This is a genomic window from Mycolicibacter terrae, assembly GCF_010727125.1.
GTDB classification, from domain to species: Bacteria; Actinomycetota; Actinomycetes; order Mycobacteriales; family Mycobacteriaceae; genus Mycobacterium; species Mycobacterium terrae.
This window is the reverse complement of sequence record NZ_AP022564.1, coordinates 3557496-3580232: the sequence shown is the minus strand read 5'-3', so window position 1 is coordinate 3580232 and position 22737 is coordinate 3557496. Positions and strand designations below refer to the sequence as shown.

Sequence of the window (22737 nt, the reverse complement as noted above, 5' to 3'; positions counted from 1 at the left end):
CACCCATATCCTCCGGACCGGTGACGGATGGGGCGGGCGGGAAACGACGCGCTCAGTATCCGATCGTAAACCCGTGTCGCAGCACCAGATCCGCTGTCACGTCGGGGCGCTGCGACAGCGGCCACGCCGCCACCTCGAACGCTTCGACGGCGAAGAACGCGAAGTTGACCGAGGTCTCCGGGGTGGTGCGCGACCGGTAGACGATCGCATCCGGGCATTCCTCGGGTTCGGGCCACCAGCGCCGCACCGCGTCGGCCAGCTGTTGGCAGGTGCCCCACACCGCGTCGTGCTGGCCGGTGCTGATCTGGTCGTCGACCCCCAGGGCGTCCAGGTTGCGTTCGGTGCGCAGGTCGAGCACCCGCAGGTGCCGGGCGGCGGTCAGCAGCACCAGGTGGTGGCCGGAGTGGTCGGCGGGGATCATCAGCCCGGTCAGCCGGTAGCGCTCCCGGAACGCGCCGAGCAGATCGGTTGCGCCGTAGCGGGTGCGGAAACCTCCCGACGACGGGTCGAAGCGGTAGCGCGGTTCGGCGAAGCCCTCCCACGTCCAGGCGCCGGGATGCTCGGCGTCCAGGCGCCACAGCTGCGTCCCGGCGGTGATCCGGCGGCGGCGCAGCCCGGTCGGCCGGGCATCGGGCAGCGGGGCCCGGTAGCCGGCGGGAAGCTCAGGCACCGAGCGCGGTGAGCATCCGCCGGGCGGTCGCCGCGGTGTCGGGGCGGCGCAGCGCCTCGGCGATCGAGACACCGCCCAATTCGTCATGGGTGAGCCGCATGACGCGGTCGGCGGCCAGCGGATCGGTGGTGAACCGGCCCAGCAGCTCCAGGATCTCGGGCAGGTCGGCGCGCAGCCGCGCGTCGTCGAATTGCCAGGCGGGGAACCAGGTCTGGTTGCCCACGGGCGCGCCGATGAGCTTGCCGCGGCTGCGCAGCCGGTGCACGGCCTGCGGTGTGCCGAGCCGCAGCAGCGCCTGGACCTTCGGGGTGGGCAGTGCCCCGGCGACGAAGTCGTCGATCAGGGCGGCGCGGCGCTGGTCGTTCAGCGCGTGGGCGGCGATGCGCTCCAAGGTGCCCTGCGGCGCGGTCGGCGCCTCCATCAGGGCGTCGAGCACCTGGGCGAACCCGGCATCGGCGCGGGCGCGTTCGGCGATCAGGCGGGCGATGGGTGCGGCGGCGGTGGGCATGGGTCCATGCTACCCGCGAGTGCGCCTAATTGAAACAATCGAAACCGATACTAGTACTACGGCCGCTCCCAACAGCGGCCAGGCCCCCAGCGCGTCGACCTGATCGGCCAGCCAGGACTGCACCACGCCCGCCGCGTGGATCACCGGATCGTCGGCGCCGGCCCCGGCGAAGTACAACCGGATCTCGTAGTAGCCGTAATAGGTGACGTACAGCCCGGTCAACACCACGATCACCCCGGCGATGCGGCCCACATACGGCAGCACCCGGCGCAGCGCCGAGGTCGCCGAGGAGCCGGCCAGTGCCACCGCCAGCGCCGCGACCCCGACGGTGATGCTCATACCGGCGGCATAGGCGACGAACGCCAGCACCCCGGCCAGCGTGGAGCCCCGTTGGAACGTGGTGCTGATCACCGCGAGGAACGGCGCGATCGTGCAGGACAGCGACGCGACCGCGTAGCCGACGCCGTAGCCGTACATCGAGCCCAGTCGCGCCGTCGGGGTTGCGCCCACCGCCTTGGGCAGCAGCACCGAGATGTCCCGACCGGACAGCAGCCAGGCGCCCATCGCCAGCAGCCCTACGCCGATGACCACGGTGGCGAACGGCAGATACCTCTGCGCCGAGGCGATCAGCGGCGACACCGCCAACCCGAAAATCCCGAACACTGTCAGGAATCCCGCCGACATCGTCACCGTCGCCGCACCGGCCCGGGCCAGCGCGACCGGCCGCGACGCGCCCCGGCTGTCGGCGATCACCAAACCCAGATAGCCCGGAAGAAATGCGAACCCGCACGGGTTCAGCGCCGCGACCAGCCCGGCGCCCAGGGCGAAACTCAGTGTGGCGGTGTCGATCACGACTGCGTCAAAGCATGCACTCGGGCACTCAGATCGGCTTCGGACAGTGAGCCCTTCACCACCTCCACCTTCCCGTCCGGGCTGATGAAGGCGTACGCGGGCTGACGGGTCACCCCGAAGCGGGCCCACACCGCGGCGTCGGTGTCGGCCAACTGGGTGAACTTGTCGACGCCGTACTTGGTGCTGAACCGCTGAAGTGCGTCCAGCTGGTCCTGGGCGCCCACCCCGACGAACGTCACCGCCGGGTTCGCGGCGGCCACCCGCACCACCAGCGGTGCATCCCGCTGGCAGGTGGGACACCACGGCGCCCAGAACCACAGCACCGCCGGCCTGCCGTGCAGGCTCGCGCCGGAGAACGGCCGGCCGTCGAGGGTTTGGGCGGTGAAGTCCAGCTGGGTGCTCGCGGATGTGGTCCGCGAACCGCAGCCCGCGGCCAACAGCGCCGCCGCGGCCATCAGTACGGCGATCAGCAGGCGCAGTCCGGAGACTTTGGCAGGGGGCATGCCGCCGAGTATGCCAGCGGTCCTCACCGGGCTAAGGTCGCTGACATGGCCTGCGGACGCCTGGAGCACACCGCCGACATCGCCGCGCCCCCGGACGCCGTCGCGACGTTTCTGGCCGACCTGGTCAACTACGAGGCCCTGCATCCGATGTTGGTGGACGTGCGCCGGATCCCCGGCGGTACCGACGGCGCCACCCGCTACCTGGCCCCGCACCGCATGCGCCTGTACGGCATACCGATCCGCTTCACCTGCCGGGTGGAGCTGCGGGCCGACCGCCCCGGTGAGATCCGCAGCCACACGCTGCAGCGGCCCGGCATCGAGATGTGGTCGACGGTGACCGTGCGCCCGCACGGTGGCGGCAGCCGGTTGCACGAGCAGGTCGACATCACAGCGCCCGGGTTGTTGATGAACACCGTGCTGCGCGACGGCGGCAGTTCGCATGCCGCGATGTGGGAGAACCTGCGCCGCTATTTCGAAGGCTGAGCGACACGGGCATGCTGGAAGCCATGAACCGACGCGAGATCACCGAGCAGATCGTCGCCGCCCGGCTGGCCAAGGGCCTGACCTGGCAGGAGTTGGCCGACGCGATCAAGAGACCGGTCGTGTGGACCACCTCGGCGCTGCTGGGCCAGCAGCCCATCCCCGCCGAGCTGGGTGAGATCCTGGCCGGGCTGCTCGGGCTGGATCGTTCGGTGGTGCCGGTGCTGGCCGCGGTGCCGATGCGCGGCCAGCAGTCTCGCGTGCCCGCCGACCCGACCATCTACCGGCTGCATGAGGCGGTGAGCGTCTATGGCCCGGCGATCAAGGAACTGATCCACGAGCAGTTCGGCGACGGCATCATGAGCGCGATAAATTTCAGCGTGGACATCGACAAGAAGCCGCACCCGGGCGGTGATCGGGTGGTGATCACCCTCGACGGCAAATTCCTGCCCTACGAGTGGAACTCCGCGGACTGAGCGCCGACCGATGGCCGCTCGCGGATCGCCGAAGACCCAGCCGCTGAACGCGGACCTGGTGCTGTCCGGCGGGGGAGTGCGGTTCATCGGGCTGGTCGGCGCGGTGGTCGCGCTGATGGACGCCGGGTATTCGGTGCAGCGCATCTCCGGGGTGTCCGGCGGATCGGTCGTGGGCACCATCCTGGCCGCGGCCGCACAGGGCGATCAGTTGACCGCGGCGCAGGTCAAGGAACTGGCGCTGTCGGTGCCGCTGCACACCTGGCGCGACACCGAGGTGCCGGTCCCGCTGTTGGGCGCGGCGTACGGATTCCTGCGCGACAGCGGCCTGTACCGCGGCGACGTCGCCCACGACTGGATCCGCAGCGAGCTGGCCAACCTGGGGGTGCGCACCTGGGGAGATCTGGCCTACGACAGCACAGTCAACCTGCTGACCGAGCGGCGCTACCGGGCGGTGGTCAGCGTGACCGACGTGACGACCGGGCAGCTGGTCCGGCTGCCGTGGGACTACCGTCGCGTCTACGGCCTCGACCCCGACGAGCAGTCCGTCGCCGACGCGGTGCGCGCCTCGATGTCGGTGCCGTTCTTCTACCGCCCGGTGACGCTGACCAGCGCCGCCGGGCGGCGATCCACCCTGGTCGACGGCGGGGTGCTGTCGAACTTCCCGATCTACACGTTCGACCGGCTCGACGGCCGCGCACCGCTGTGGCCCACCTTCGGGGTGACGGTGGTGCCGGAGCTGTCCGGCGGCGACATCGGTGACATGGTTCCGGGCCTGCGGCCGCTGCGCATGTTCGGGCAGTCGCGGCTGCTGGAGAACCTGATCAGCACCCTGCTGATCGGCCACGACCAGACCTACCTGAACCAGCCGTGGGTCAGCGTGCGCGCCATCAAGATCCACCCGACTGACGTCGGGGTGCTGGACTTCGGGATCTCCCGCGCCCGCCTCGAAGAGCTCTACGACAACGGCTACGTCGCGACGCAGGAGTTCCTGTCGGGCTGGGACTGGCCGGCCTACCTCCAGCGGTTCCGGGTGGCGCACTACCCGGGCGCCGAGTGACGCGGGCTCAGTGGCGGTGCTTGCCCAGCTCGGCGCTGGCATCGCCGAGCCGCACCGTGATGTCGGTGTTGCCGGCGCCCTCGAGCTGCTCCCGGCCGCGCAGCCGGTCCTGGATCTCGCGGGCCGCCCCGTTGATCCGCTCGATCTCGCCGCGGAACACGTCCGGGCGGGTCTCCTTGCTGGCGTAGTGGAAGTAGCTGAGCAGGCTGCGCAGCAGCTCCAGCTTCTGCTTCTCCCGCTTGGCCAGGTCGTGGGTGGTCATCAACTCGACGCGGCGCACCGGCGGCAGGTCGCCCCAGTCCAGCGTCACCTTGTTCTCGTAGCGGGTCCGCTTGCCACGCCCGAACCAGCCCTTGGGCTCCTCGGGGGTGTCGAAGTAGCTGACCGTCCCGGTGAACCGCGACTCGATGCCCTCACCGAGCTCGGCCCGGTCGATCGCCGAATCCCACACCGTGCGCCACTCCTGGTTCGGCGCCAGCACCGTCAGCTCCTCGGGCAGCTGCAGCGCGACCACGTCGGCGTAGCCGTCCGAAGCCGTCTCATAGCGGGCCACGGTCGGCGGCTGGGCGAACGAGAACCGGATGTCATAGGCGGCGGTCTTGCCGAAGTTGCGGACCACCAGCTCGATGACGTGCCAGTCCGCGGCGTGCGGCTCCATGAACATCGCCACGTGCGGGCGGGTCTGCTCGGCCGCCGCACGGCGGTTTCGCTGCAGTTGCCGGTTCAGATAGAACAGCGCCAGCACGGTGATCCCGATCGCCAGCCACGCGGCGAACGCGAGCCAGGTCTCCGGCCCCGCGTGGGTGACGTCGTACCAGCGGTCCTCGACTGATCCCATCGGCTATCCCCTCATCCGCCCATCAGCATGCGCCACCGGTCCAGGCTTCCGGCGCTGAATACGTAGTTGGATCGTTTGACCTCGGAGAGCGCGGCGCTCGGATCGGCCGAATACCAGTGACCGGGAAACACCGTCGGGTCGCCCGGCAGGGCGGCCAACTGCTGCAGGCTGCGGTACATCTCGTCGGAGTCGCCGCCGGGAAAATCGGTGCGGCCGCAGCCCTCCAGGAACAACGTGTCGCCGGCGACGAGCCGGCCGTCCAACAGGAAACACTGACTGCCCGGGGTGTGCCCGGGCGTGTGCAGCAGCTCGATCTCGATGTCGCCGATGCTCACCTTGTCGCCGTGCTCATGCGAGGTCAGGTCCGTCATCGGAATCTCTGTGATCCGCGAAACCCACTGCGCTTCATGGGTATTGACGTGAACCGGGACGCTGACCCGCTCCAGCAGCTCTGCGAGGCCCTTGAGTTCGAATCCCATCATCGACCCGCCCACATGATCGGGGTGGTGATGCGTCACCAGCACGCCGGACAGTCGCATGCCGTCGCCTTCGACGGTGTCGAGCAAATCGCCGGCGGCGTAGGCCGGGTCGACCACCACGGCGTCGCCGGTCTGCCGGTCACCGATCAGATACGCGAAATTGCGCATCTGGGTGGCCATCGGGTCCCCGACCGCGAAATCGCGTCCGGAGAGCAGTTGGCGGAAATACAACCGGTCGGATTCGGGCACGCCCTCTACCCTAAAGCAGCGGTGACCGCTACCGCGGTGAAGGCGGGCGCGGCAGGTCGTCGCTGTCGGCACCGCGGTTTGGTGACCTCGTGGCCGAGGTTGTAACCTTCTACAGGCTCACGGCGCCGCATGGCCGCCGTGTGTCAGGCCCCCTTAGCTCAGTCGGCAGAGCGTTTCCATGGTAAGGAAAAGGTCAACGGTTCGATTCCGTTAGGGGGCTCGGTGGACGCCGGGCCTGCTGGCAGGTGTATTACCCGCGGCGATGTAGCTCAGTTGGTTAGAGCGAACGACTCATAATCGTTAGGTCGCCGGTTCAAGTCCGGCCATCGCTACTACGAGAAACCAGCGCAACAATAGATGAAAGAGGGCAGCTGACGTGGCCTCCAGCACCGATGTGCGGCCGAAGATCACCTTGGCCTGTGAGGTGTGCAAGCACCGCAACTACATCACCAAGAAGAACCGCCGCAACGACCCCGACCGGCTGGAGCTGAAGAAATTCTGCCCCAACTGCGGCAAGCACCAGTCTCACCGCGAATCACGCTAGGTAGCGCAAACCGTGTCGTTGGCCGAGCGCCTCGCCGGGGCGCACTACCGTTATCCCGACCACTACGAGGTGGAGCGGGAGAAGATCCGTGAATTCGCCCGCGCCGTCAAGGCCGTGGACCCGGCCAGTCTCGACGTACGGGCGGCCGCCGGCCTCGGTTACGAGGGGCTGCTGGCACCGCTGACGTACATCTCGGTGTTCGGGCACAAGGCGATTTCGTCGTTCTTCGAGCACGTCGGGGTCACCACCGACGACGCTCAGATCGTCCAGGTGGACCAGAAGCTGGAGTTTCACCAGCCGATCAAAGAGGGGGACCGGTTGTACTGCGACGTCTCGGTCGAATCGGTTCGTCGCGCACACGGCACCGACATCATCATGACCCGGCAGGTGGTCACCAATGATGCCGGTGAGATCGTGCAGGAGACGTACACGACGCTGGCTGGTCGTGCCGGCGAGGAAGATAAGGGTTTCACCGATGGCGTTGCGTGAGTTCAGTTCGGTCAAGGTCGGCGATCAGCTGCCGGAGCGGGTCATCACCCTGACGCGGCAGGACCTGGTCAACTATGCCGGCGTGTCCGGCGACCTGAACCCGATCCACTGGGACGACGAGATCGCTCAGCAGGTCGGCCTGGACACCGCGATCGCCCACGGCATGCTGACCATGGGGCTCGGCGGCGGCTACGTCACCGCGTGGGTGGGTGACCCGGGAGCGGTGACCGAGTACAACGTCCGTTTCACCGCCGTGGTGCCGGTGCCCAACGACGGCAAGGGCGCCGAGATCGTCTTCAGCGGCCGGGTGAAGTCTGTGGACCCCGATTCCAAGTCGGTGACGATCGCGCTCACCGCCACGACCGGTGGAAAGAAGATCTTCGGACGGGCGGTCGCCTCGGCGAAGCTCGCCTAGGGGATTCAACGATGGCGATCAAAACCGACATCCGGGGCCTGATCTGGCGCTACCCGGAGCCGTTCTTGGTGGGCCGCGAGAAGATCCGCGAGTTCGCCAAGTCCATCAAGTGCGAGGACCCCGCCTGCTATGACGAAGCGGCGGCGGCCGAACTGGGCTACGACTCGGTGTTGGCCCCGCTGACCTTCGTGGCGATCCTGGCCAAGCTGGTGCAGTCCGACTTCTTCCGCAACGTCGACACCGGCTACACCACCATGCAGATGGTGCAGGTCGACCAGGGGTTCACCTACCGCAAACCGATCAAGGCCGGCGACGTCCTCTACGCGCGGATGGAGATCGCGTCGGTCAACGAGCGGTTCGGCGCTGACATCGTGACGACCCGCAACATCTTGACCAACCAGGACGGCGATGTCGTGCTGGAGGCGTTCACCACGATGATGGGCCACGACGGCGACGATTCGGTGAGCCTGAAGTGGGACGCCGAATCCGGTCAGGTCGTCCGAACAGCCTGATTAGTAACTGGCCGCAGCGGCGAGGTACACTCGGACCTCGGGGTTTTCCCAGCACTAGCGCGCTTTCCGTGAGGCGAACGGGGAGCGCGCGAATTGTGTGGGCCGGAGACGGTGCACAGGTGAGGCCCCGGAACGCAGGTTGGTCTGCCAACCGCGAAGGGGCGTAGCTCAACTGGCAGAGCAGCGGTCTCCAAAACCGCAGGTTGCAGGTTCAAGTCCTGTCGCCCCTGCTGACGTGCCATGGTGGACAGTGGACACTGGAACTCACCAGGTGCGGTACGGCAACACGTAAGCGAGAAGAACGAAGGAGCATGCGGTGACCGACGAGCTCGACCGTCCCGACGCCGCAGCCGACGGCGACAGCGAGGCCGACTCCACGGTCCGCCCCGGTCGCACGGCCGTGGCGAGCAGGCAGGTCGGCGACCCGCTGCGGCCCACCGGCAAGCGCTCCCGTCGGCGGGTGTCCGACGACGTCGAGGAACTGGAGTCCACGGCGACGGAGCTGGGTGGCGACGACACCGGCGCCAAGAAGCCCAAGAAGGCCAAGAAGAAGTCGGACGGGCCGTCGCGTAATCCGTTCCTCTTCGTCTTCAACTATCTCAAGCAGGTCGTCGGCGAACTTCGCAAGGTGATCTGGCCGAACCGCAAGCAGATGGTCACCTACACCGCGGTGGTGCTGGCGTTCCTGGTCTTCATGGTGGCGTTGGTCGCCGGTGCCGACTTCGGATTCGCCCGGCTGGTGCTGCTGGTGTTCGGCGAGTGAAGTTATAGGAAGGACTGACAACCGTGACTACCTTCGACGGCGATACGCCTGCGGGCGAGCCGGTCGACGTGGCGGAGACGACCGAGGTGCCCGACGAGGCCTCGGCTGAGGAGACCCCTGAGGCTGCTGAAACCGCCGAGACCCCGGAGGTCGCCGAGGCGGCCGAGGCCGAGCCGGCCGAAGCCGAGCCGGCCGAACCCGAGGAACTCGACCCCGCGGTGGCGCTGAAGGCGGAGCTGCGCACCAAGCCGGGCGACTGGTATGTCATCCACTCCTACGCCGGCTACGAGAACAAGGTGAAGGCCAACCTCGAGACCCGCGTGCAGAACCTCGACGTCGGGGATTACATCTTCCAGGTGGAAGTGCCCACCGAAGAGGTCACCGAGATCAAGAACGGCCAGCGCAAGCAGGTCAACCGCAAGGTGCTGCCGGGCTACATCCTGGTGCGGATGGACCTGACCGACGACTCCTGGTCCGCGGTGCGCAACACCCCGGGCGTCACCGGATTCGTCGGCGCCACCTCGCGCCCGACCTCGCTGCCGCTGGACGACGTGGTCAAGTTCCTGCTGCCGCAGGGTGCGGCCAAGAAGCAGGCGCGCGGGGCGGCCAGCACCGCGGCGGCCGCCAGCGAGGGCGGTCTGGAACGGCCGGTCATCGAGGTCGACTACGAGGTCGGCGAGTCCGTCACCGTCATGGACGGACCGTTCGCCACGCTGCCCGCCTCGATCAGCGAGGTCAACGCCGAACAACAGAAGCTCAAGGTGCTGGTGTCCATCTTCGGCCGCGAGACGCCTGTGGAACTGACCTTCACCCAGGTCTCCAAGATTTAGTACGTAGGAAAGGAACACCCTTCATGGCCCCCAAGAAGAAGGTCGCCGGTCTGATCAAGCTTCAGATCGAAGCCGGCCAGGCCAACCCCGCTCCGCCGGTCGGACCCGCGCTCGGTCAGCACGGCGTCAACATCATGGAGTTCTGCAAGGCCTACAACGCCGCCACGGAGAACCAGCGCGGCAACGTCGTACCGGTGGAGATCACCGTCTACGAGGACCGCAGCTTCACCTTCGCGTTGAAGACCCCGCCCGCGGCGCGGCTGCTGCTCAAGGCCGCCGGCATCGCCAAGGGCTCGGCCGAGCCGCACAAGACCAAGGTCGCCAAGGTGACCTGGGACCAGGTCCGCGAGATCGCCGAGACCAAGAAGGCCGACCTCAACGCCAACGACGTCGAGGCCGGCGCCAAGATCATCGCCGGCACCGCCCGGTCGATGGGCATCACCGTCGAGTAGCGCGCGTTGATCCTGCGCTGACGGCGTAAAAGTGCGAGTAGGCACCGCCGTGAACGCAGAGTCAACGCAAAGAAAGCGTGGGAGGGCCAGCTCGGCCCGCTAACCACAACCAACCACGAGATTGGATAACCGATGAGCAAGAACAGCAAGGCCTACCGCGCCGCCGTCGAGAAGATCGACCGCGACAACCTCTACAGCCCGCTGCAGGCCGCCAAGCTGGCCAAGGAGACGTCCTCGACCAAACAGGACGCCACCGTCGAGGTCGCCATCCGGCTCGGTGTCGACCCCCGCAAGGCAGACCAGATGGTCCGCGGCACCGTGAACCTGCCGCATGGCACCGGTAAGACCGCCCGCGTGGCGGTGTTCGCGGTCGGCGAGAAGGCCGAGCAGGCCATCGCCGCGGGCGCCGACGTGGTCGGCAGCGACGACCTGATCGAGAAGATCCAGGGCGGCTTCCTCGACTTCGACGCCGCGATCGCCACCCCTGACCAGATGGCGAAGGTGGGTCGCATCGCCCGCGTGCTGGGCCCGCGTGGCCTGATGCCCAACCCCAAGACCGGCACCGTCACCCCCGACGTCGCCAAGGCCGTTTCCGACATCAAGGGCGGCAAGATCAACTTCCGGGTGGACAAGCAGGCCAACCTGCACTTCGTCATCGGCAAGGCCTCCTTCGAGGAGTCCAAGCTGGCGGAGAACTACGGCGCCGCCCTCGAGGAGGTGCTGCGGCTCAAGCCGTCGTCGTCCAAGGGGCGCTACCTCAAGAAGATCGTGATCTCGACGACGACCGGCCCCGGCATTCCGGTGGACACGACCGTCACCCGCAACTTCGCGGCCGAGTAGACACCAGCGAGAAGCCCCCGCACGCCAGGCGTGACGGGGGCTTTTCGTTGTGAGATCGCGGGTCAGGCCGCTTGCTTGACGTAGCTGACCAGGCTGACGTCCAGGACCTCATCGGCGAAGTAGTACTCGCAGCCGCGCAGGTACTTCATGTAGCGCTCGTAGACCTCTTCGGACTGGATCGCGACGGCCTCGTCGTGATGGGCTTCCAGCGCGTCGCCCCAGATCCTGAGCGTCTTGATGTAATGCGAGCGCAGTGAAAGCGCTTCCGGCACAGTAAAACCGGCCTTCTGCCCATGCTCCACCATCATCTCGGTGGTGGGCAGTCGGCCGCCCGGGAAAATCTCGGTGAGGATGAACTTGATGAACCGGGCGGTCTCGAACGTCAGCTTCTTGCCGCGGGCGTTCAGGTCATAGGGGTGGAAGCTGACGCTGCTCTGGATGGCCATCCGGCCGTCGGCCGGCATGATCTCGAAGCAGTTCTTGAAGAAGTCGTCGTAGTTCTCGAAGCCGAAATGCTCGAACGCCTCGATGGAGACGATCCGGTCCACCGGCTCGTGGAACTCCTCCCAGCCCCGCAGCAGAACCCGACGGGACCGCTCAGTGTCGATCTCGTCGAGCAGATTCTGGGAGTAGACGTGCTGGTTCGTGCTCAGGGTCAGCCCCACGACGTTGACGTCGTATTTCTCCACGGCGCGTTTCATGGTCGCGCCCCAGCCGCAACCGATGTCCAGCAGCGTCATGCCGGGCCGCAGATCCAGCTTGTCCAGGTTCAGATCGACCTTGGCGATCTGCGCCTGCTCCAGGGTGAGGTCCGGCGGCTCGAAGTACGCACAGCTGTAGATTCGGGTCGGGTCCTGGAACAGCGCGAAGAAGTCATCGGACAGGTCGTAGTGGGCCTGGATATTTTCGAACTTCGGACGCATCCCCGCGGTGTGTGAAGCTTTCTCCGCCATCTGTGACTGGTTGCCTTCCTGATGTAACCCGCCGTTGGACCGGACGTGCCGGTGGTGTCGCCCGTGCCGGTCAACTGTTGCAGCTTAGCTGGTAAAGGGGGAATCGGTTGAGGTGAATCGCAGCCGAGCCGACGGCCGCGAAGAGCGGGCCGGTGCTACTTCTGCAGCGTGTACTGGTGCACGCTGTTGTAGCCCTCGCGAAAGAGTTTCACGCAGCCGTTGAGGTACTTGTCGAAACGGTCGTAGGCCACCTGGCCCTGCACCTCGATCGCCCGCTCCTTGTTGGCCGCCAACATCGCCGCCCAGTCCTCCAGGGTGCGCGCGTAGTGCGGCCCGATCTCGTCGTCCCGGGTGACGGTGAAGCCGGCCTCAGCAGCGAACTTGCGGGGCAACCACGCCGAGGGCACCTGCCCGCCGGGGAAGATCTCCTTCATGATGAACAGGGTGAACTTGGCCAGGTCCATCGTCAGCGGCAGGCCCTTGGCCAGCGCGTCCTCCGACCCGGCGATCGCGGTGATGGTGTGCAGCAGCATCCGCCCGTCGGCGGGCAACGCGTCGTAGCTGATCCGGAAGAAGTCTTCCCAGCGGTCACGGCCGAAGTGCTCGAACGCGCCGATCGACACGATCCGGTCCACCTTGTCGGTGAACTCCTCCCAGCCCTGCAGTCGCACCTCGACGTTGCGGTTGGTCTTCACCTTGGCCAGTTTCTCCACCGCGTACTCGCGCTGCTCGCCACTGAGGGTGAGCCCGATGACGTTGACGTCGTACTTCTCGATCGCTCGTTGCATGCAGGCCCCCCAGCCGCAGCCGATGTCGAGCAGCGTCATCCCGGGCTGCAAGCCCAGTTTGCCCAGTGCCAGGTCGAACTTGGCGATCTGGGCTTCGTCGCAGGTGGTGTCCTTGTCCGGGTAGAACCCGCAGGTGTAGCCCATCGTGGGCCCTAGAAACAGCTCATAGAACTCATTCGAGATGTCGTAGATGGACTGTAGTTCCTCGTACTTCGGCTCCAGCTTGGACATTCCTGATTACTCGCGATCTTGGGTGGGGGGGTAGGCAAATCCAACACAGACTACCGGTAGTCGGCCGGGTGTCTTGCCTGCCTACCTGCTCACAGCGAACGTGGCGGTCAATTCACCGATGACCTGGTCCCACAACTCCTCGGGCAGGTCATGGCCCATGCCCTCGACCAGCACCAGCCGGGCCCGGTCGATGGCGTCGGCGATCGCCCGTCCGCCCGACGGGCGCATCAGCTTGTCGGCCAGTCCGTGGATGACCACGGTCGGCGCGGTGATCAGCCGGTCGTAGGCGGCCAGGCTGCCGCTGGCCAGGATCGCGCCGAACTGCCGCGCGATGCCCCAGGGGTAGTAGCTGCGTTCGTAGGCCTCGACGATGTTGGCCCGCAGCTGCTCCTCCGGAGTCGGGTAGCGCGGGCTGCCGATGATCCGGCTGGCCCGCATCGCGTTGTCGATGATCACCTCACGCGGTGAGTCCGGCGGCGGCCCGGACAGCAGCGCCAGCAGCGCCCGCGGCGCCGGTGGCGGTAGGAACCGCCGGTTGTTGCTGGAGAAGATCACCGCCAGCGACCGGGTCCGGTCGGCGAATCGGGCCGCGAACACCTGCGCGATCATCCCGCCCATCGAGGCGCCGACCACGTGCGCCTTGTCGATGCCCAGGTGATCCAGCAGGGCGGCGGCGTCGTCGGCCATGTCCTCCAGGGTGTAGACGGCCGAACTGGGCTTGCCCAGCCAGAACCGCGCCATCCGGGGCACCAGTGCGCCGCGGGCGTGCTTGCGGCCCAGCTTGGTGGACAGGCCGACATCCCGGTTGTCATAGCGGATCACCCGCAGGCCCTGCGCCACCAGCTTCTCGCAGAACCCGGTGCGCCACAGCAGCAGCTGTGCGCCCAGGCCCATCACCAGCAAAACGGCCGGGTCATCGGGGTTTCCCATGTCCTCGTAGAAGATGTCCAGGTCTCCGGAGCGGGCGGTACCGCTGCGAACGTCCACGGCTATACCTCCGGTGAGTCTTTGTGTTCGCGGCTGACGTCGACCATGAAGTTAGCGAAGTAGCCGGTCAGCTGCGGGTCCGACATCATCTGCCAGCGTGGCGCCAATAGTTTCATGTAACGCTCTACGTACAGGAACTGCTTGCCGATCAACACCAGCTCACGCGGCAGCTTGACGTCGTAGGCGTCGGCCAGCGCACCGAGCTGCTTGCCGATCTCGGCGTAGGACATGTCGCCCAACGACTTCATCGTCAACGGCGTGGCGAACGCCTCCAGGTCCTGGGCGGCCTGGCCCTCGGGTTTGACGGTGCCGACCGCGCCCATCAGCACCACGATCTTGCCGGCCGCGGCGTGGTCCTTTTTGACCAGCAGGGCGTACACCAGCTCGCGCAGTAGCCAGCGGGTGCGCGGGTCGATGCGGCCCATGATCCCGAAGTCCAGGAACACCACCCGGCCCGCTTCGTCGACCAGCAGGTTGCCGGCGTGCAGGTCGCCATGGAACAGACCGTGCCGCAGCCCGCCCTCGAAGGTGGAGAACAGCAGCGCCTTGACCAGCTCCACCCCGTCGAAGCCGGCTTTGCGGATGGCGGGGGCGTCGTCGATGCGCACCCCCGACACCCGTTCCATCGTCAGCACCCGTTCGCTGGTGAAGTCCCAGTGCACGTCGGGCACTTTGATGTTCTTGCCGAGCGGTGAGGCGTGCAGGTGCGACACCCAGGTCTGCATGGACTGCGCCTCGATGCGGAAATCCAACTCCTCGGCGAGGTTGTCGGAGAAGTCGGCGACGACGTCCTGGGCGGACAGCCGGCGACCCAGCTTGGCCAGTTCGACGACCTGCGCGAACCGTTTGAGGATCTGCAGGTCGGCGGCGACCCGGCGGCGGATGCCCGGACGCTGGATCTTGACCACGACGTCCTCGCCGCTGTGCAGGGTGGCGAAGTGGACCTGGGCGATGGACGCCGAGGCGATCGGTGTCTCGTCGAACTCGGCGAACAGTTGCTGCGGTTCGGCGCCCAGTTCCTCGACGAACAGTTTGTGCACCGCGGCCGGGTCGGCCGGCGGCACGGAGTCCAGCAGTCCGCGGAACTCCCGCGAGAGCGGCTCGCCGAACGCCCCGGGGCTCGAGGCGATGATCTGGCCGAACTTAACGTAGGTGGGTCCCAGGTCGGCGAACGTCTGCGGCAGCTCCCGGATCACCTTCTGCTGGATCGGTCCCGGTCCGAGCAGTCGGGCGCAGACCCGGGTGGCGGCGCGGGTGAGCTGCCAGCCGGTCACACCGACGCGGGCGGCCTCGACCGGCAACGGCACCCGGTCGAGCTGGACCACCTGGCGGGGCGGGGTCGAACTCATTGCTGCAGTCTGCCAAATCACCGGCGGAAGTTCTCCGCCAGCGCACCGTGCTACGCCGTGGCGCCTGGTCGCCAGGGGGTCAGCCATGCGGTCGGTTCCCAGCCCTCGAACCCGGCGATCAGTTCGTACATGGTGGCACCGTCGATGCTTTCCCGGATGATGTCGGCGTGCCCGGCGTGCCGCGCCAGCTCGTTGATCACGTGATGGAACACCCAGCGCACCGTCCACGCGTCGACGTCGGCGGGGAACCACGGTGCGTCGCGCGGCACCGGCACCGCGGCGTCGAGGTCGGCGGACTCCAGCAGGCGCAGCGTCTCGGCGTTGTGCGCCGCGAACGCCTCCAGTACCCCGGCCAGGCTTTCGTCCTGGCGCAGTACGTACTGGTCCTGGTATTCGCGGGCTCTCTGCTCGCCCGGTCGGCTGTCCGCGGCCGGTGCGGCCGGCGCGGCGGCGACGCGGGACATCCAGCTGTGTTGCATCCCGGTTGCGTGCTTGATCAACGCGCCGATCGACAGGGAACTGGCGGTCGGGGTGGCACGGGCCTGCTCATCGGTGAGGCCATAGGCCACCGCGAAGTAGGCGCTTTGGTGATAGGCCACGAATTGGCGCAGGGCGTCGCGTTCGTCGGTCACCGGTGGGGCAAGTCCAGGCATGGGCTAGTTGTACTGACCTGAGAGGTTAGGTACGCGACTGGCGGGTGGTTGACCTTTGAGTGAGGTGTGGCCGCGGTGGTGATTGTAGTGGTGCACCCAGAGTGGGAATTCGGCGCAGCGTTCGGCGTCACTGGTGTAGAGCCGCACGTAGGCCCATTCGTCGGCCAGAGTGCGGTGAAACCTCTCGACCTTGCCGTTGGTCTGCGGCCGATACGGTCGGGTTCGGCGATGCTTGATGCCACCGAGGGCGTCACGGAATACGTGCGAGCGATAGCAGGAACCATTGTCAGTCAACACATTTCGCACGGTGAAGCCGCACTGAAGGAACCAAGCGTTGGCCCGTTTCCAGAAGTCAGCCGCAGTTTGTTTGCGTTCGTCAGCCAAAATCTCGGAGTACACCAGTCGGGAGTGAGCGTCCAGGGCGGTGTGCAGGAAGTGGTGTCCCCGCAGTGGATCGCCCCACTTGCTGCGACGGCCTGAACTTTTATCAGCTCGTGAGTTGTGATTGCCCTGGGTTCGACCGAGCATGCGCCAGCCGCCGCCAGCGGGGATCTTCCCGAGTTTCTTGACATCGACGTGCACCAGATCGCCCGGGGCTGCGGATGTCATCCGGCGGATGACGCGTCCGGTGGGGCGGTCCAACCAGCGCAGTCGGGCCAGCTTGTAGCGACTCAACACTTTGTGCACGGTGGAGACGTTGAGCCCGAGCAGATAGGCGATGCGGGCCGGGCCCCACCGTTTGATCACCCGGACTTTGATGATGCGCCGTTCGGTCCGCGTCGGAGTCTGGTTGGGGCTGCGGTGCGGGCGTGAGCTGCGATCAGCCATGCCGGCCGGACCCTGCTCGCGGTAGCGCCGAGCCCATCGCTGGGCGGTGGTTACCGCGACCTGGAACCGTTCGGCAGCTCTGCGCAACGACCACCCGTCCTCGACGATGCAACGAGCCAGGCGCAGACGACCGGTTTCTGACAAAGGGGCATTACGGTGGGACACGAAGACCTCCGAGATTGAGCAGTGCGTTCCTTAGACAGCTCGCACTTCACTCGGAGGTCTTCTTCATGTCACCACGCCACGCCGTACCTAACGTCTGTGATCAGTACAGCTAGTCCTTTCGATCGAGTCGGTGCGCGTACAGGTCACGCAGGCATGCGATTTCGGCTCCGTGATGGATGACTTCGCGGTTGATGTGCAAGACCAGCTCCGCCATGGTGCGGTCGGCCCACGGCCCCTCCGCCGCGCCGATGGGCCGGTCCAACGCGGACTCATCGAGGCCACGTACCCCGGCGAGCCAGCCCGCGTAGGCGTCGTCGAGCTGGCGCAGCGCGGTGGCGGCATCGAGGGCGTACGGCCAGCTCTGGTAATCGGCCGGCGGCCCGCCGAAGTGGTGATGGTTGCGCATGGCGAACACGCCGACGATGACGTGCGCCATCCGCCAGGCGATGGTGGTGAACGGCGCCGGCTCGGGCGGCGGCAACGCAAAGTCGATGCCGTCGCGGCGAACGGACCAGCAGCCGGTCACCGCCTCCCACAGGTACTCGTCATCGGTGAGGCCGTCCAGCCGCGGGCGCAGCTGGTTCTGCCAGTGCCAGTCGAGCTGGTCGGCCAACAGGTCACGTGAAACGGGCATGATCCGAGCCTGCCAGCCGGGTCGGACAATTCCCACGCGCGCACTCCAGAACAAGCGGTCGCCGAAAGACTCCGCTCGGTGGGCCGTGCATCCGTACGTTTGGGGAATGCGGATCCTCGACGTCGAATCGACCGAGAAGTTCGTCGGGCCGGTCGACACGCCCGCGCAGCTGGTCCGGATCGGCTACCGCGACGCCGACGTGGCGACACCGCTGCGTATCGACGGCGAGGGCCTGGCCGGCGAAGCCGTAGCCGAGCCCGGCGACGGTGTCGTCGAGGTGGCGGTGACCGTCGAGGACCCGATGCCGGGTCAGCAGCGGACCGCCCGCGTCAACGACACCGGCTTCACCTTCACCGTGGCCGAACCCGGCTGGACGATGTTCATGATCGGCCACTTCCACTACGACCCGGTCTGGTGGAACACCCAGGCCAACTACACCAGCGCGTGGACCGAGCACCCGCTTGGCGCGTGCCGGCAGACCAACGGCATCAACCTGGTGCGCGGCCACCTGGACTGGGCGCGGGACAACCCCGAGTACAAGTTCGTCCTGGCCGAGGTCGACTACCTCAAGCCCTACTGGGACACCCACCCGCAGGACCGTGCCGAACTACGCCGGCTGATCGCCCAGGGCCGGGTCGAGGTGATGGGCGGCAGCTACAACGAGCCGTCGACCAACCTCACCGACGCCGAGACCACCATCCGCAACCTGGTGGCCGGGATGGGTTTTCAGCGCGACATCATGGGCGCCGCACCGGCGACGGCGTGGCAGCTCGACGTGTTCGGCCACGACCCGCAGTTCCCCGGGCTGGTCGCCGACGCCGGACTGTCCTCCAGCGCCTGGGCGCGCGGGCCGTTTCACCAGTGGGGTCCGATGGCCGACCGGGGCGATCCGCGCCGAATGCAGTTCGCATCCGAGTTCGAATGGATCGCGCCGTCCGGGCGCGGCCTGCTGACCCACTACATGCCGGCGCACTACGCGGCCGGCTGGTGGATGGACGCGCAGGAGTCCTTGGCCGACGCCGAGGCCGACGTCTACCGGTTGTTCACCGAATTGAAGAAGGTCGCCGCCACCCGCAATGTGCTGCTGCCGGTGGGCACCGACTTCACCCCGCCGAACCGCTGGGTCGCCGAGATCCACCGGGACTGGAACACCCGCTACACCTGGCCGAAGTTCATCTGCGCCGTGCCGAGTGAGTTCTTCGCCGCGGTGCGCGCCGAACTCGCGCGGCGCGGCGAGGCCGCGTCGCCGCAGACCCGCGACATGAATCCGATCTACACCGGCTGCCACGTCTCCTACATCGATACCAAGCAGGCCAACCGGGAAACCGAACGTGCGCTGCTGTCCGCGGAGCGCTTCGCGGTGTTCGCCGCCGCACTGACCGGGGCGCCCTACCCGGAGGCGGCGCTGGCCAAGGCGTGGGCGCAGCTGTGTTACGGCGCCCACCACGACGCCATCACCGGGTCGGAGGCCGACCAGGTGTACCTGGACCTGCTGACCGGCTGGCGCGACGCCTGGCAGCTCGGCACCGACGTCCGCGACAACGCTCTGGCGGCGCTGTCCGGGCTGGTGCGTACCGGCGCCGAAGGCCAACGCGCCGTGGTGTGGAACCCGGTGGCCGACGACCGCACCGACGTGGTCACCGTGCGGCTGGACACGCCGCCGGCAGCCGGGATGCGCGTGCTCGACACCGACGGAACCGAGCTCGCCGCCCATGTCGAGCACGACGGCAGCACGGTCAGCTGGCTGGCCCGGGACGTGCCGTCGTTGGGCTGGCGGGCCTACCGCCTGGTCCCCGCCGACAGCTCGCAGGGCTGGCAGCGCATCCCCGGCTCCGCGATCAGCAACGAGCACCACCGGCTGACCGCCGACCCGGACCGCGGCGGCGGCATCGCGTCGTGGCGGTGCGACGGCCGGGAGATGATCATCGAGGGCGGGCTGGGAAACCAGCTCGCCGTCTACGACGAGTACCCCAAGCACCCGCAGTCCGGAGAGGGTCCGTGGCATCTGGTGCCCAGCGGCAACCTGTTCACCTCCGCTGTCGCCTCCGACGTGAGCGTGCAGGCCTACCGCGGGCCGCTGGGAGAGCGGTTGGTGGCCTCGGGGCGAATCCGCAACATGCTGGCCTACCGCCAGACCCTGACGCTGTGGCACGGGGTGGACCGGGTGGATTGCTCGACCACCATCGACGAGTTCACCGGCGCCGACCACCTGCTGCGGCTGCGGTGGCCCTGCCCGGTGCCCGGCGCGCTGCCGGTCGCCGAGGTGGCCGACGCCGTCATCGGCCGCGGCTTCGGCCTGCTGCACGAGCCCAGTGGACGCTCGGTGGACACCGCGCAGTACCCGCGGACCCTCGACACCCCCGCCCACAGGTGGTTCGGGCTGTCGGCAACCGCGCGGGTCAGCGTCGGCGACGGCACCCGGGCGGTGTCGGTGGCCGAGGTGATCGGCCCGGCGCCGCGGGAGCTGATGGTCGCGCTGGTGCGCGCCGGGGTCACCGCCACCTGCTCGGGCGCCGACGGGCCCCGCTACGGCAACCTCGACGTCGACTCCAACCTGCCCGACACCCGGATCGCGCTCGGCGGGCCGGACCGCAACGCCTTCACCCGCGCGGTGCTGGCCGCCGCCGATCCGGCCTACACCGACGAACTGCAGCGGCAGCTGGCCAGGGACGGCCGGGCCCGGGTGTGGGTGCCCGCGGAGAAGCCCCTCACCCAGGTCTGGGTCCCCGGCGCCGACCTGAGCGGCCCGCGCGCCCTGCCGGTGCTGGTGATCGCCGGCCGCGACGACGGGGATCTGGCGGCCGAGATCGCCCGGATAATCGGGGAGCTGGCCGACGCCGAGATCGCCGTGGACCAGCAGGCCCCGGCCGAGATGGCGCCGTTCGAAGCGCGCACCGTCGCCCTGATCAACCGCGGCATGCCCAGCTTCGCCGTCGACACCGCCGGCACGCTGCACACCGCGCTGATGCGGTCCTGCACCAGCTGGCCGTCGGCGGCCTGGACCGACGACCCGCGCCGCACCGCACCCGACGGCAGCGCCTTCCAGTTGCAGCACTGGACGCACACCTTCGACTACGCGCTGGTGGCCGGCGACGGTGACTGGCGACAGGCGAGGATCCCGGCGCGCTGCGCGGAGTTCGCCGATCCGCTGCGGGCCGTCGCGGTGGCCGGCGACGGCGGTCCGTTGCCGGCCAGCGGCTCGCTGTTGCGCGTCGAGCCGGCCGGCGCAGTCGAGCTCGGTGCGCTCAAGGCGGCCGGCAACCCGACAGCGCGCGGCAGCGCCCAGCGCGTCGACCCGAACATCCTCACCCTGCGTCTGGTGGAGACTCGCGGCGCCGACGCCTCCGTCACGCTGCGCAGCGACCTGGGCGAGCTGACCGTACTGGGCCGCGCCGACCTGCTCGAGCAGCCGCGCGAGCACCCGGACCCGGCGCGGTTGCACGGCTACGAGATCGCCACCGTCACCGCCGGGCTGGACGCCGAACGCGTGGGGGCCGGCCACCGCCTGGGGCCCGAGGCCGAAGTCGCCCAGCCGCTGTACGCCCGCTACTGGCTGCACAACCGCGGAACGGCACCGCTGGGCGGGCTGCCGGCGGCCCCGGCGTTGCACCCGCACCTGCTGGACGCGAATCCGGGCGGACGGGTGAGCCTGGATCTGAGCGTGGCCAGTGACAGCGTCGATGCGACCCTGGCCGGCGCGGTGACGCTGGCGTGTCCGGGCGGCTGGACGGCCACGCCCGGCGAGCACCCGGTGCGACTGAAGGCAGGCCAGCACACGCGCACCCCGGTGGCGGTGACGGTGCCGGCCGACACCCCACCGGGGCTCTACCCGATCCGCGCCCGGCTCGACATCACCGGAGACCTGCCGCCGTCCTGGCGCCAGCCCGTCGAAGACGTGGCGGTGGTGCGCGTCGGCGATCCGGGACCCGACCGGCTGCTCTATGTCGACGGGCTGTCCGACGTCGAGGTGACCGCCGGGAAGACCGCGCGCCTGAGCGTCATCGTCGGCACCGACGCCCACGCCGACCTGGCGGTCGAGGCGCATCTGATCAGCCCCTGGGGCACCTGGGAGTGGGCCGCGCCGGCCGCGGTGGGCGCGCTGGTCCCGGCCCGCGGCAGTGTCGCAGTCGAGTTCACGCTGAGACCGCCGGCGTGGGCGAAGCCCGGGACGTGGTGGGCGCTGGTCCGGGTCGGCGGGGCGGGCGGGCTGGTGTACTCACCGGCGGTGCGGATCGCGGTGCCCGCGGCCGAGACGGTCGGCGTCCCATGACGGGCGGCGACCCGGCGACCCTCGCGCTGGACGTCGGCGGCACCAAGATCGCCGCCGGCCTGGTCGGCGCCGACGGAGCACTGATCTACACCGCCACCCGGCCCACCCGGGGGGATCAGGGCGCCGAGGTGGTGTGGGCGGTGGTGGCCGATTTGCTCGCCGACGTCCTGGCGGAAGCCGGCGGGCGGGTCGGTGCGGTCGGGATCGGCTCGGCCGGGCCGGTCGACGTGAACGCCGGGACGGTCAGCCCGATCAACATCCCGGGCTGGCGCAGATTCGGCCTGCGCGACCGGGTGGCCGCCGCGGTGCCCGGCGTGCCGGTCGCCCTGGGCGGCGACGGCGTCTGCATGGCACTGGGCGAACACCGGCACGGGGCCGGCCGGGGGACGCGATCGATGCTCGGCATGGTGGTGTCGACCGGGGTGGGAGGGGGGCTGGTGCTCGACGGGGCGCCCTTCCACGGCCGCACCGGCAACGCCGGGCACGTCGGACACGTCGTCGTCGACGCCGATGGCGAGCCGTGCCGCTGCGGCGGCCGGGGCTGTGTGGAGACCATCTCCTCCGGCCCGGCGATGGTGCGCTGGGCGCTGGCCAACGGCTGGACGCCGGAAGCCGACGCTGACGCCAAGGTGCTCGGCGCGGCGGCCGAAGCCGGCGACGAGGTTGCGATGCGGGCATTTCGGCGCGGTACCGACGCGCTGGCGGCGATGATCGCCTCGGTGGCCGCCGTCTGCGATCTGGACCTGGTGGTGATCGGCGGGGGAGTCGCGAAATCCGGTGCGCTGCTGTTCGATCCGCTGCGGACCGCGTTGGCCGAGCACGCCCGGCTGGATTTCCTGACCGGGCTGCGGGTGGTGCCCGCCGAACTCGGCGGCGACGCCGGCCTGGTGGGGGCGGCCGTGCTCGCGGGGCTGGCCTGAGC

The 22737-nt window shown here is 68.5% G+C and carries 26 protein-coding genes and 3 tRNA genes; 16 read left to right on the top strand and 13 right to left on the bottom strand.

Going from position 1 to position 22737, the window contains the following annotated elements; genetic code table 11:
- Positions 1-52: 52 nt before the first annotated feature.
- Genes G6N23_RS16985 through G6N23_RS16970 form a run of 4 tightly spaced genes read right to left on the bottom strand, consistent with a single transcriptional unit; the run spans position 53 to position 2533 of the window.
- Positions 53-670, bottom strand: coding sequence for an RES family NAD+ phosphorylase (locus tag G6N23_RS16985; protein ID WP_095173712.1), 618 nt, complete (start codon positions 668-670; stop codon positions 53-55).
- On the bottom strand, positions 663-1178 hold the full coding sequence (locus tag G6N23_RS16980) for a hypothetical protein (protein ID WP_085259801.1): 516 nt from the start codon (positions 1176-1178) through the stop codon (positions 663-665). Before G6N23_RS16980 ends, G6N23_RS16985 begins: the two co-directional genes overlap by 8 nt.
- A gap of 9 nt (positions 1179-1187) precedes the next feature.
- Positions 1188-2030: a cytochrome c biogenesis CcdA family protein gene (locus tag G6N23_RS16975; protein WP_085259802.1), complete on the bottom strand. Its 843-nt coding sequence runs from the start codon at positions 2028-2030 to the stop codon at positions 1188-1190.
- A complete protein-coding gene (locus tag G6N23_RS16970; RefSeq protein WP_085259803.1) occupies positions 2027-2533 on the bottom strand; it encodes a redoxin domain-containing protein in 507 nt (168 codons plus the stop codon). The genes G6N23_RS16975 and G6N23_RS16970 overlap by 4 nt, the downstream gene beginning before the upstream one ends.
- A 45-nt stretch (positions 2534-2578) precedes the next feature.
- Here G6N23_RS16970 and G6N23_RS16965 point away from each other — a divergent pair, with 45 nt between their 5' ends.
- The 3 genes from G6N23_RS16965 to G6N23_RS16955 are packed head-to-tail and all read left to right on the top strand — an operon-like array spanning position 2579 to position 4546.
- Entirely contained in the window at positions 2579-3016 is a 438-nt protein-coding gene (locus tag G6N23_RS16965; RefSeq protein WP_085259804.1) for an SRPBCC family protein, read from the top strand.
- Between the two features lie 23 nt (positions 3017-3039).
- Positions 3040-3489, top strand: a complete 450-nt coding sequence (gene cynS / locus G6N23_RS16960; RefSeq protein ID WP_443677237.1) for a cyanase — start codon at positions 3040-3042, stop codon at positions 3487-3489.
- Positions 3490-3499: 10 nt separating this feature from the next.
- On the top strand, positions 3500-4546 hold the full coding sequence (locus tag G6N23_RS16955) for a patatin-like phospholipase family protein (RefSeq protein ID WP_085259806.1): 1047 nt from the start codon (positions 3500-3502) through the stop codon (positions 4544-4546).
- A 7-nt stretch (positions 4547-4553) separates the two neighbouring features.
- On the opposite strand, the gene G6N23_RS16950 is transcribed toward G6N23_RS16955, so the two are convergent.
- Both G6N23_RS16950 and G6N23_RS16945 read right to left on the bottom strand, forming a co-directional pair.
- Positions 4554-5384: a DUF8453 domain-containing protein gene (locus G6N23_RS16950; protein ID WP_085259807.1), complete on the bottom strand. Its 831-nt coding sequence runs from the start codon at positions 5382-5384 to the stop codon at positions 4554-4556.
- A gap of 11 nt (positions 5385-5395) precedes the next feature.
- Positions 5396-6112 carry an MBL fold metallo-hydrolase gene (locus tag G6N23_RS16945; RefSeq protein ID WP_085259808.1) on the bottom strand — a complete coding sequence of 239 codons (717 nt, stop codon included), beginning with the start codon at positions 6110-6112 and terminating at the stop codon, positions 5396-5398.
- 147 nt (positions 6113-6259) lie between these two features.
- On the opposite strand from G6N23_RS16945, the gene G6N23_RS16940 reads away from it, so the two are divergent.
- The 11 genes from G6N23_RS16940 to rplA all read left to right on the top strand — a co-directional run bounded on the left by G6N23_RS16940 (position 6260) and on the right by rplA (position 10957).
- Positions 6260-6332 (top strand) — tRNA-Thr (locus G6N23_RS16940).
- A gap of 38 nt (positions 6333-6370) precedes the next feature.
- A tRNA-Met gene (locus G6N23_RS16935) sits at positions 6371-6444 on the top strand.
- Positions 6445-6488: 44 nt separating this feature from the next.
- Positions 6489-6656 (top strand): 50S ribosomal protein L33, encoded by a 168-nt coding sequence (gene rpmG, locus G6N23_RS16930; RefSeq protein WP_013827599.1) that lies wholly within the window; start codon positions 6489-6491, stop codon positions 6654-6656.
- 12 nt (positions 6657-6668) lie between these two features.
- Positions 6669-7145, top strand: coding sequence for a (3R)-hydroxyacyl-ACP dehydratase subunit HadA (gene hadA, locus G6N23_RS16925; protein ID WP_085259809.1), 477 nt, complete (start codon positions 6669-6671; stop codon positions 7143-7145).
- On the top strand, positions 7132-7560 hold the full coding sequence (hadB, locus tag G6N23_RS16920; RefSeq protein ID WP_085259810.1) for a (3R)-hydroxyacyl-ACP dehydratase subunit HadB: 429 nt from the start codon (positions 7132-7134) through the stop codon (positions 7558-7560). The genes hadA and hadB overlap by 14 nt, the downstream gene beginning before the upstream one ends.
- Before the next feature lie 11 nt (positions 7561-7571).
- On the top strand, positions 7572-8072 hold the full coding sequence (gene hadC / locus G6N23_RS16915) for a (3R)-hydroxyacyl-ACP dehydratase subunit HadC (RefSeq protein ID WP_085259811.1): 501 nt from the start codon (positions 7572-7574) through the stop codon (positions 8070-8072).
- Between the two features lie 157 nt (positions 8073-8229).
- Positions 8230-8302, top strand: a tRNA-Trp gene (locus G6N23_RS16910).
- 86 nt (positions 8303-8388) lie between these two features.
- Positions 8389-8835 carry a preprotein translocase subunit SecE gene (gene secE / locus G6N23_RS16905; RefSeq protein ID WP_085259812.1) on the top strand — a complete coding sequence of 149 codons (447 nt, stop codon included), beginning with the start codon at positions 8389-8391 and terminating at the stop codon, positions 8833-8835.
- Between the two features lie 23 nt (positions 8836-8858).
- Positions 8859-9665 carry a transcription termination/antitermination protein NusG gene (gene nusG / locus G6N23_RS16900; protein WP_085259813.1) on the top strand — a complete coding sequence of 269 codons (807 nt, stop codon included), beginning with the start codon at positions 8859-8861 and terminating at the stop codon, positions 9663-9665.
- A gap of 23 nt (positions 9666-9688) precedes the next feature.
- Positions 9689-10117: a 50S ribosomal protein L11 gene (gene rplK, locus G6N23_RS16895; protein WP_019735193.1), complete on the top strand. Its 429-nt coding sequence runs from the start codon at positions 9689-9691 to the stop codon at positions 10115-10117.
- A gap of 132 nt (positions 10118-10249) precedes the next feature.
- Positions 10250-10957, top strand: a complete 708-nt coding sequence (rplA, locus tag G6N23_RS16890; protein ID WP_085259814.1) for a 50S ribosomal protein L1 — start codon at positions 10250-10252, stop codon at positions 10955-10957.
- Between the two features lie 62 nt (positions 10958-11019).
- On the opposite strand, the gene G6N23_RS16885 is transcribed toward rplA, so the two are convergent.
- From G6N23_RS16885 to G6N23_RS16855, 7 genes are all read right to left on the bottom strand, one after another.
- Positions 11020-11910, bottom strand: a complete 891-nt coding sequence (locus G6N23_RS16885) for a cyclopropane mycolic acid synthase family methyltransferase (RefSeq protein WP_085259815.1) — start codon at positions 11908-11910, stop codon at positions 11020-11022.
- Positions 11911-12065: 155 nt separating this feature from the next.
- The gene (locus G6N23_RS16880; protein ID WP_085259816.1) at positions 12066-12929 is read right to left on the bottom strand and encodes a cyclopropane mycolic acid synthase family methyltransferase; all 864 of its coding nucleotides are present in this window, start codon (positions 12927-12929) and stop codon (positions 12066-12068) included.
- An 81-nt stretch (positions 12930-13010) separates the two neighbouring features.
- A complete protein-coding gene (locus tag G6N23_RS16875) occupies positions 13011-13916 on the bottom strand; it encodes an alpha/beta hydrolase (protein ID WP_085259817.1) in 906 nt (301 codons plus the stop codon).
- 2 nt (positions 13917-13918) lie between these two features.
- Positions 13919-15265, bottom strand: a complete 1347-nt coding sequence (locus tag G6N23_RS16870) for an ABC1 kinase family protein (protein WP_095173713.1) — start codon at positions 15263-15265, stop codon at positions 13919-13921.
- A 50-nt stretch (positions 15266-15315) separates the two neighbouring features.
- A complete protein-coding gene (locus G6N23_RS16865; protein WP_085259819.1) occupies positions 15316-15918 on the bottom strand; it encodes a DinB family protein in 603 nt (200 codons plus the stop codon).
- Between the two features lie 3 nt (positions 15919-15921).
- Entirely contained in the window at positions 15922-16911 is a 990-nt protein-coding gene (locus tag G6N23_RS16860; protein ID WP_095173715.1) for an IS481 family transposase, read from the bottom strand.
- A 109-nt stretch (positions 16912-17020) separates the two neighbouring features.
- A complete protein-coding gene (locus G6N23_RS16855; protein WP_085258890.1) occupies positions 17021-17545 on the bottom strand; it encodes a DinB family protein in 525 nt (174 codons plus the stop codon).
- 106 nt (positions 17546-17651) lie between these two features.
- Here G6N23_RS16855 and G6N23_RS16850 point away from each other — a divergent pair, with 106 nt between their 5' ends.
- Together G6N23_RS16850 and G6N23_RS16845 are read left to right on the top strand one after the other, a co-directional pair.
- Entirely contained in the window at positions 17652-21815 is a 4164-nt protein-coding gene (locus tag G6N23_RS16850; protein WP_085258891.1) for a glycoside hydrolase family 38 N-terminal domain-containing protein, read from the top strand.
- Positions 21812-22735, top strand: a complete 924-nt coding sequence (locus G6N23_RS16845; protein WP_085259009.1) for an ROK family protein — start codon at positions 21812-21814, stop codon at positions 22733-22735. The genes G6N23_RS16850 and G6N23_RS16845 overlap by 4 nt, the downstream gene beginning before the upstream one ends.
- The last annotated feature ends 2 nt before the right edge of the window (positions 22736-22737 follow it).

Excerpts from the sequence above, each read along its gene's own strand:
- G6N23_RS16855 (WP_085258890.1), bottom strand. The coding sequence starts at position 17,545 with ATGCCCGTTTCACGTGACCTGTTGGCCGACCAGCTCGACTGGCACTGG.
- rplK (WP_019735193.1), top strand. The coding sequence starts at position 9,689 with ATGGCCCCCAAGAAGAAGGTCGCCGGTCTGATCAAGCTTCAGATCGAA.
- cynS (WP_443677237.1), top strand. The coding sequence starts at position 3,040 with ATGAACCGACGCGAGATCACCGAGCAGATCGTCGCCGCCCGGCTGGCC.
- G6N23_RS16880 (WP_085259816.1), bottom strand. The coding sequence starts at position 12,929 with ATGTCCAAGCTGGAGCCGAAGTACGAGGAACTACAGTCCATCTACGAC.
- G6N23_RS16965 (WP_085259804.1), top strand. The coding sequence starts at position 2,579 with ATGGCCTGCGGACGCCTGGAGCACACCGCCGACATCGCCGCGCCCCCG.
- G6N23_RS16970 (WP_085259803.1), bottom strand. The coding sequence starts at position 2,533 with ATGCCCCCTGCCAAAGTCTCCGGACTGCGCCTGCTGATCGCCGTACTG.
- G6N23_RS16845 (WP_085259009.1), top strand. The coding sequence starts at position 21,812 with ATGACGGGCGGCGACCCGGCGACCCTCGCGCTGGACGTCGGCGGCACC.
- G6N23_RS16850 (WP_085258891.1), top strand. The coding sequence starts at position 17,652 with ATGCGGATCCTCGACGTCGAATCGACCGAGAAGTTCGTCGGGCCGGTC.
- G6N23_RS16950 (WP_085259807.1), bottom strand. The coding sequence starts at position 5,384 with ATGGGATCAGTCGAGGACCGCTGGTACGACGTCACCCACGCGGGGCCG.
- hadC (WP_085259811.1), top strand. The coding sequence starts at position 7,572 with ATGGCGATCAAAACCGACATCCGGGGCCTGATCTGGCGCTACCCGGAG.
- hadB (WP_085259810.1), top strand. The coding sequence starts at position 7,132 with ATGGCGTTGCGTGAGTTCAGTTCGGTCAAGGTCGGCGATCAGCTGCCG.
- rplA (WP_085259814.1), top strand. The coding sequence starts at position 10,250 with ATGAGCAAGAACAGCAAGGCCTACCGCGCCGCCGTCGAGAAGATCGAC.
- G6N23_RS16865 (WP_085259819.1), bottom strand. The coding sequence starts at position 15,918 with ATGCCTGGACTTGCCCCACCGGTGACCGACGAACGCGACGCCCTGCGC.
- G6N23_RS16980 (WP_085259801.1), bottom strand. The coding sequence starts at position 1,178 with ATGCCCACCGCCGCCGCACCCATCGCCCGCCTGATCGCCGAACGCGCC.
- G6N23_RS16955 (WP_085259806.1), top strand. The coding sequence starts at position 3,500 with ATGGCCGCTCGCGGATCGCCGAAGACCCAGCCGCTGAACGCGGACCTG.
- G6N23_RS16870 (WP_095173713.1), bottom strand. The coding sequence starts at position 15,265 with ATGAGTTCGACCCCGCCCCGCCAGGTGGTCCAGCTCGACCGGGTGCCG.
- G6N23_RS16885 (WP_085259815.1), bottom strand. The coding sequence starts at position 11,910 with ATGGCGGAGAAAGCTTCACACACCGCGGGGATGCGTCCGAAGTTCGAA.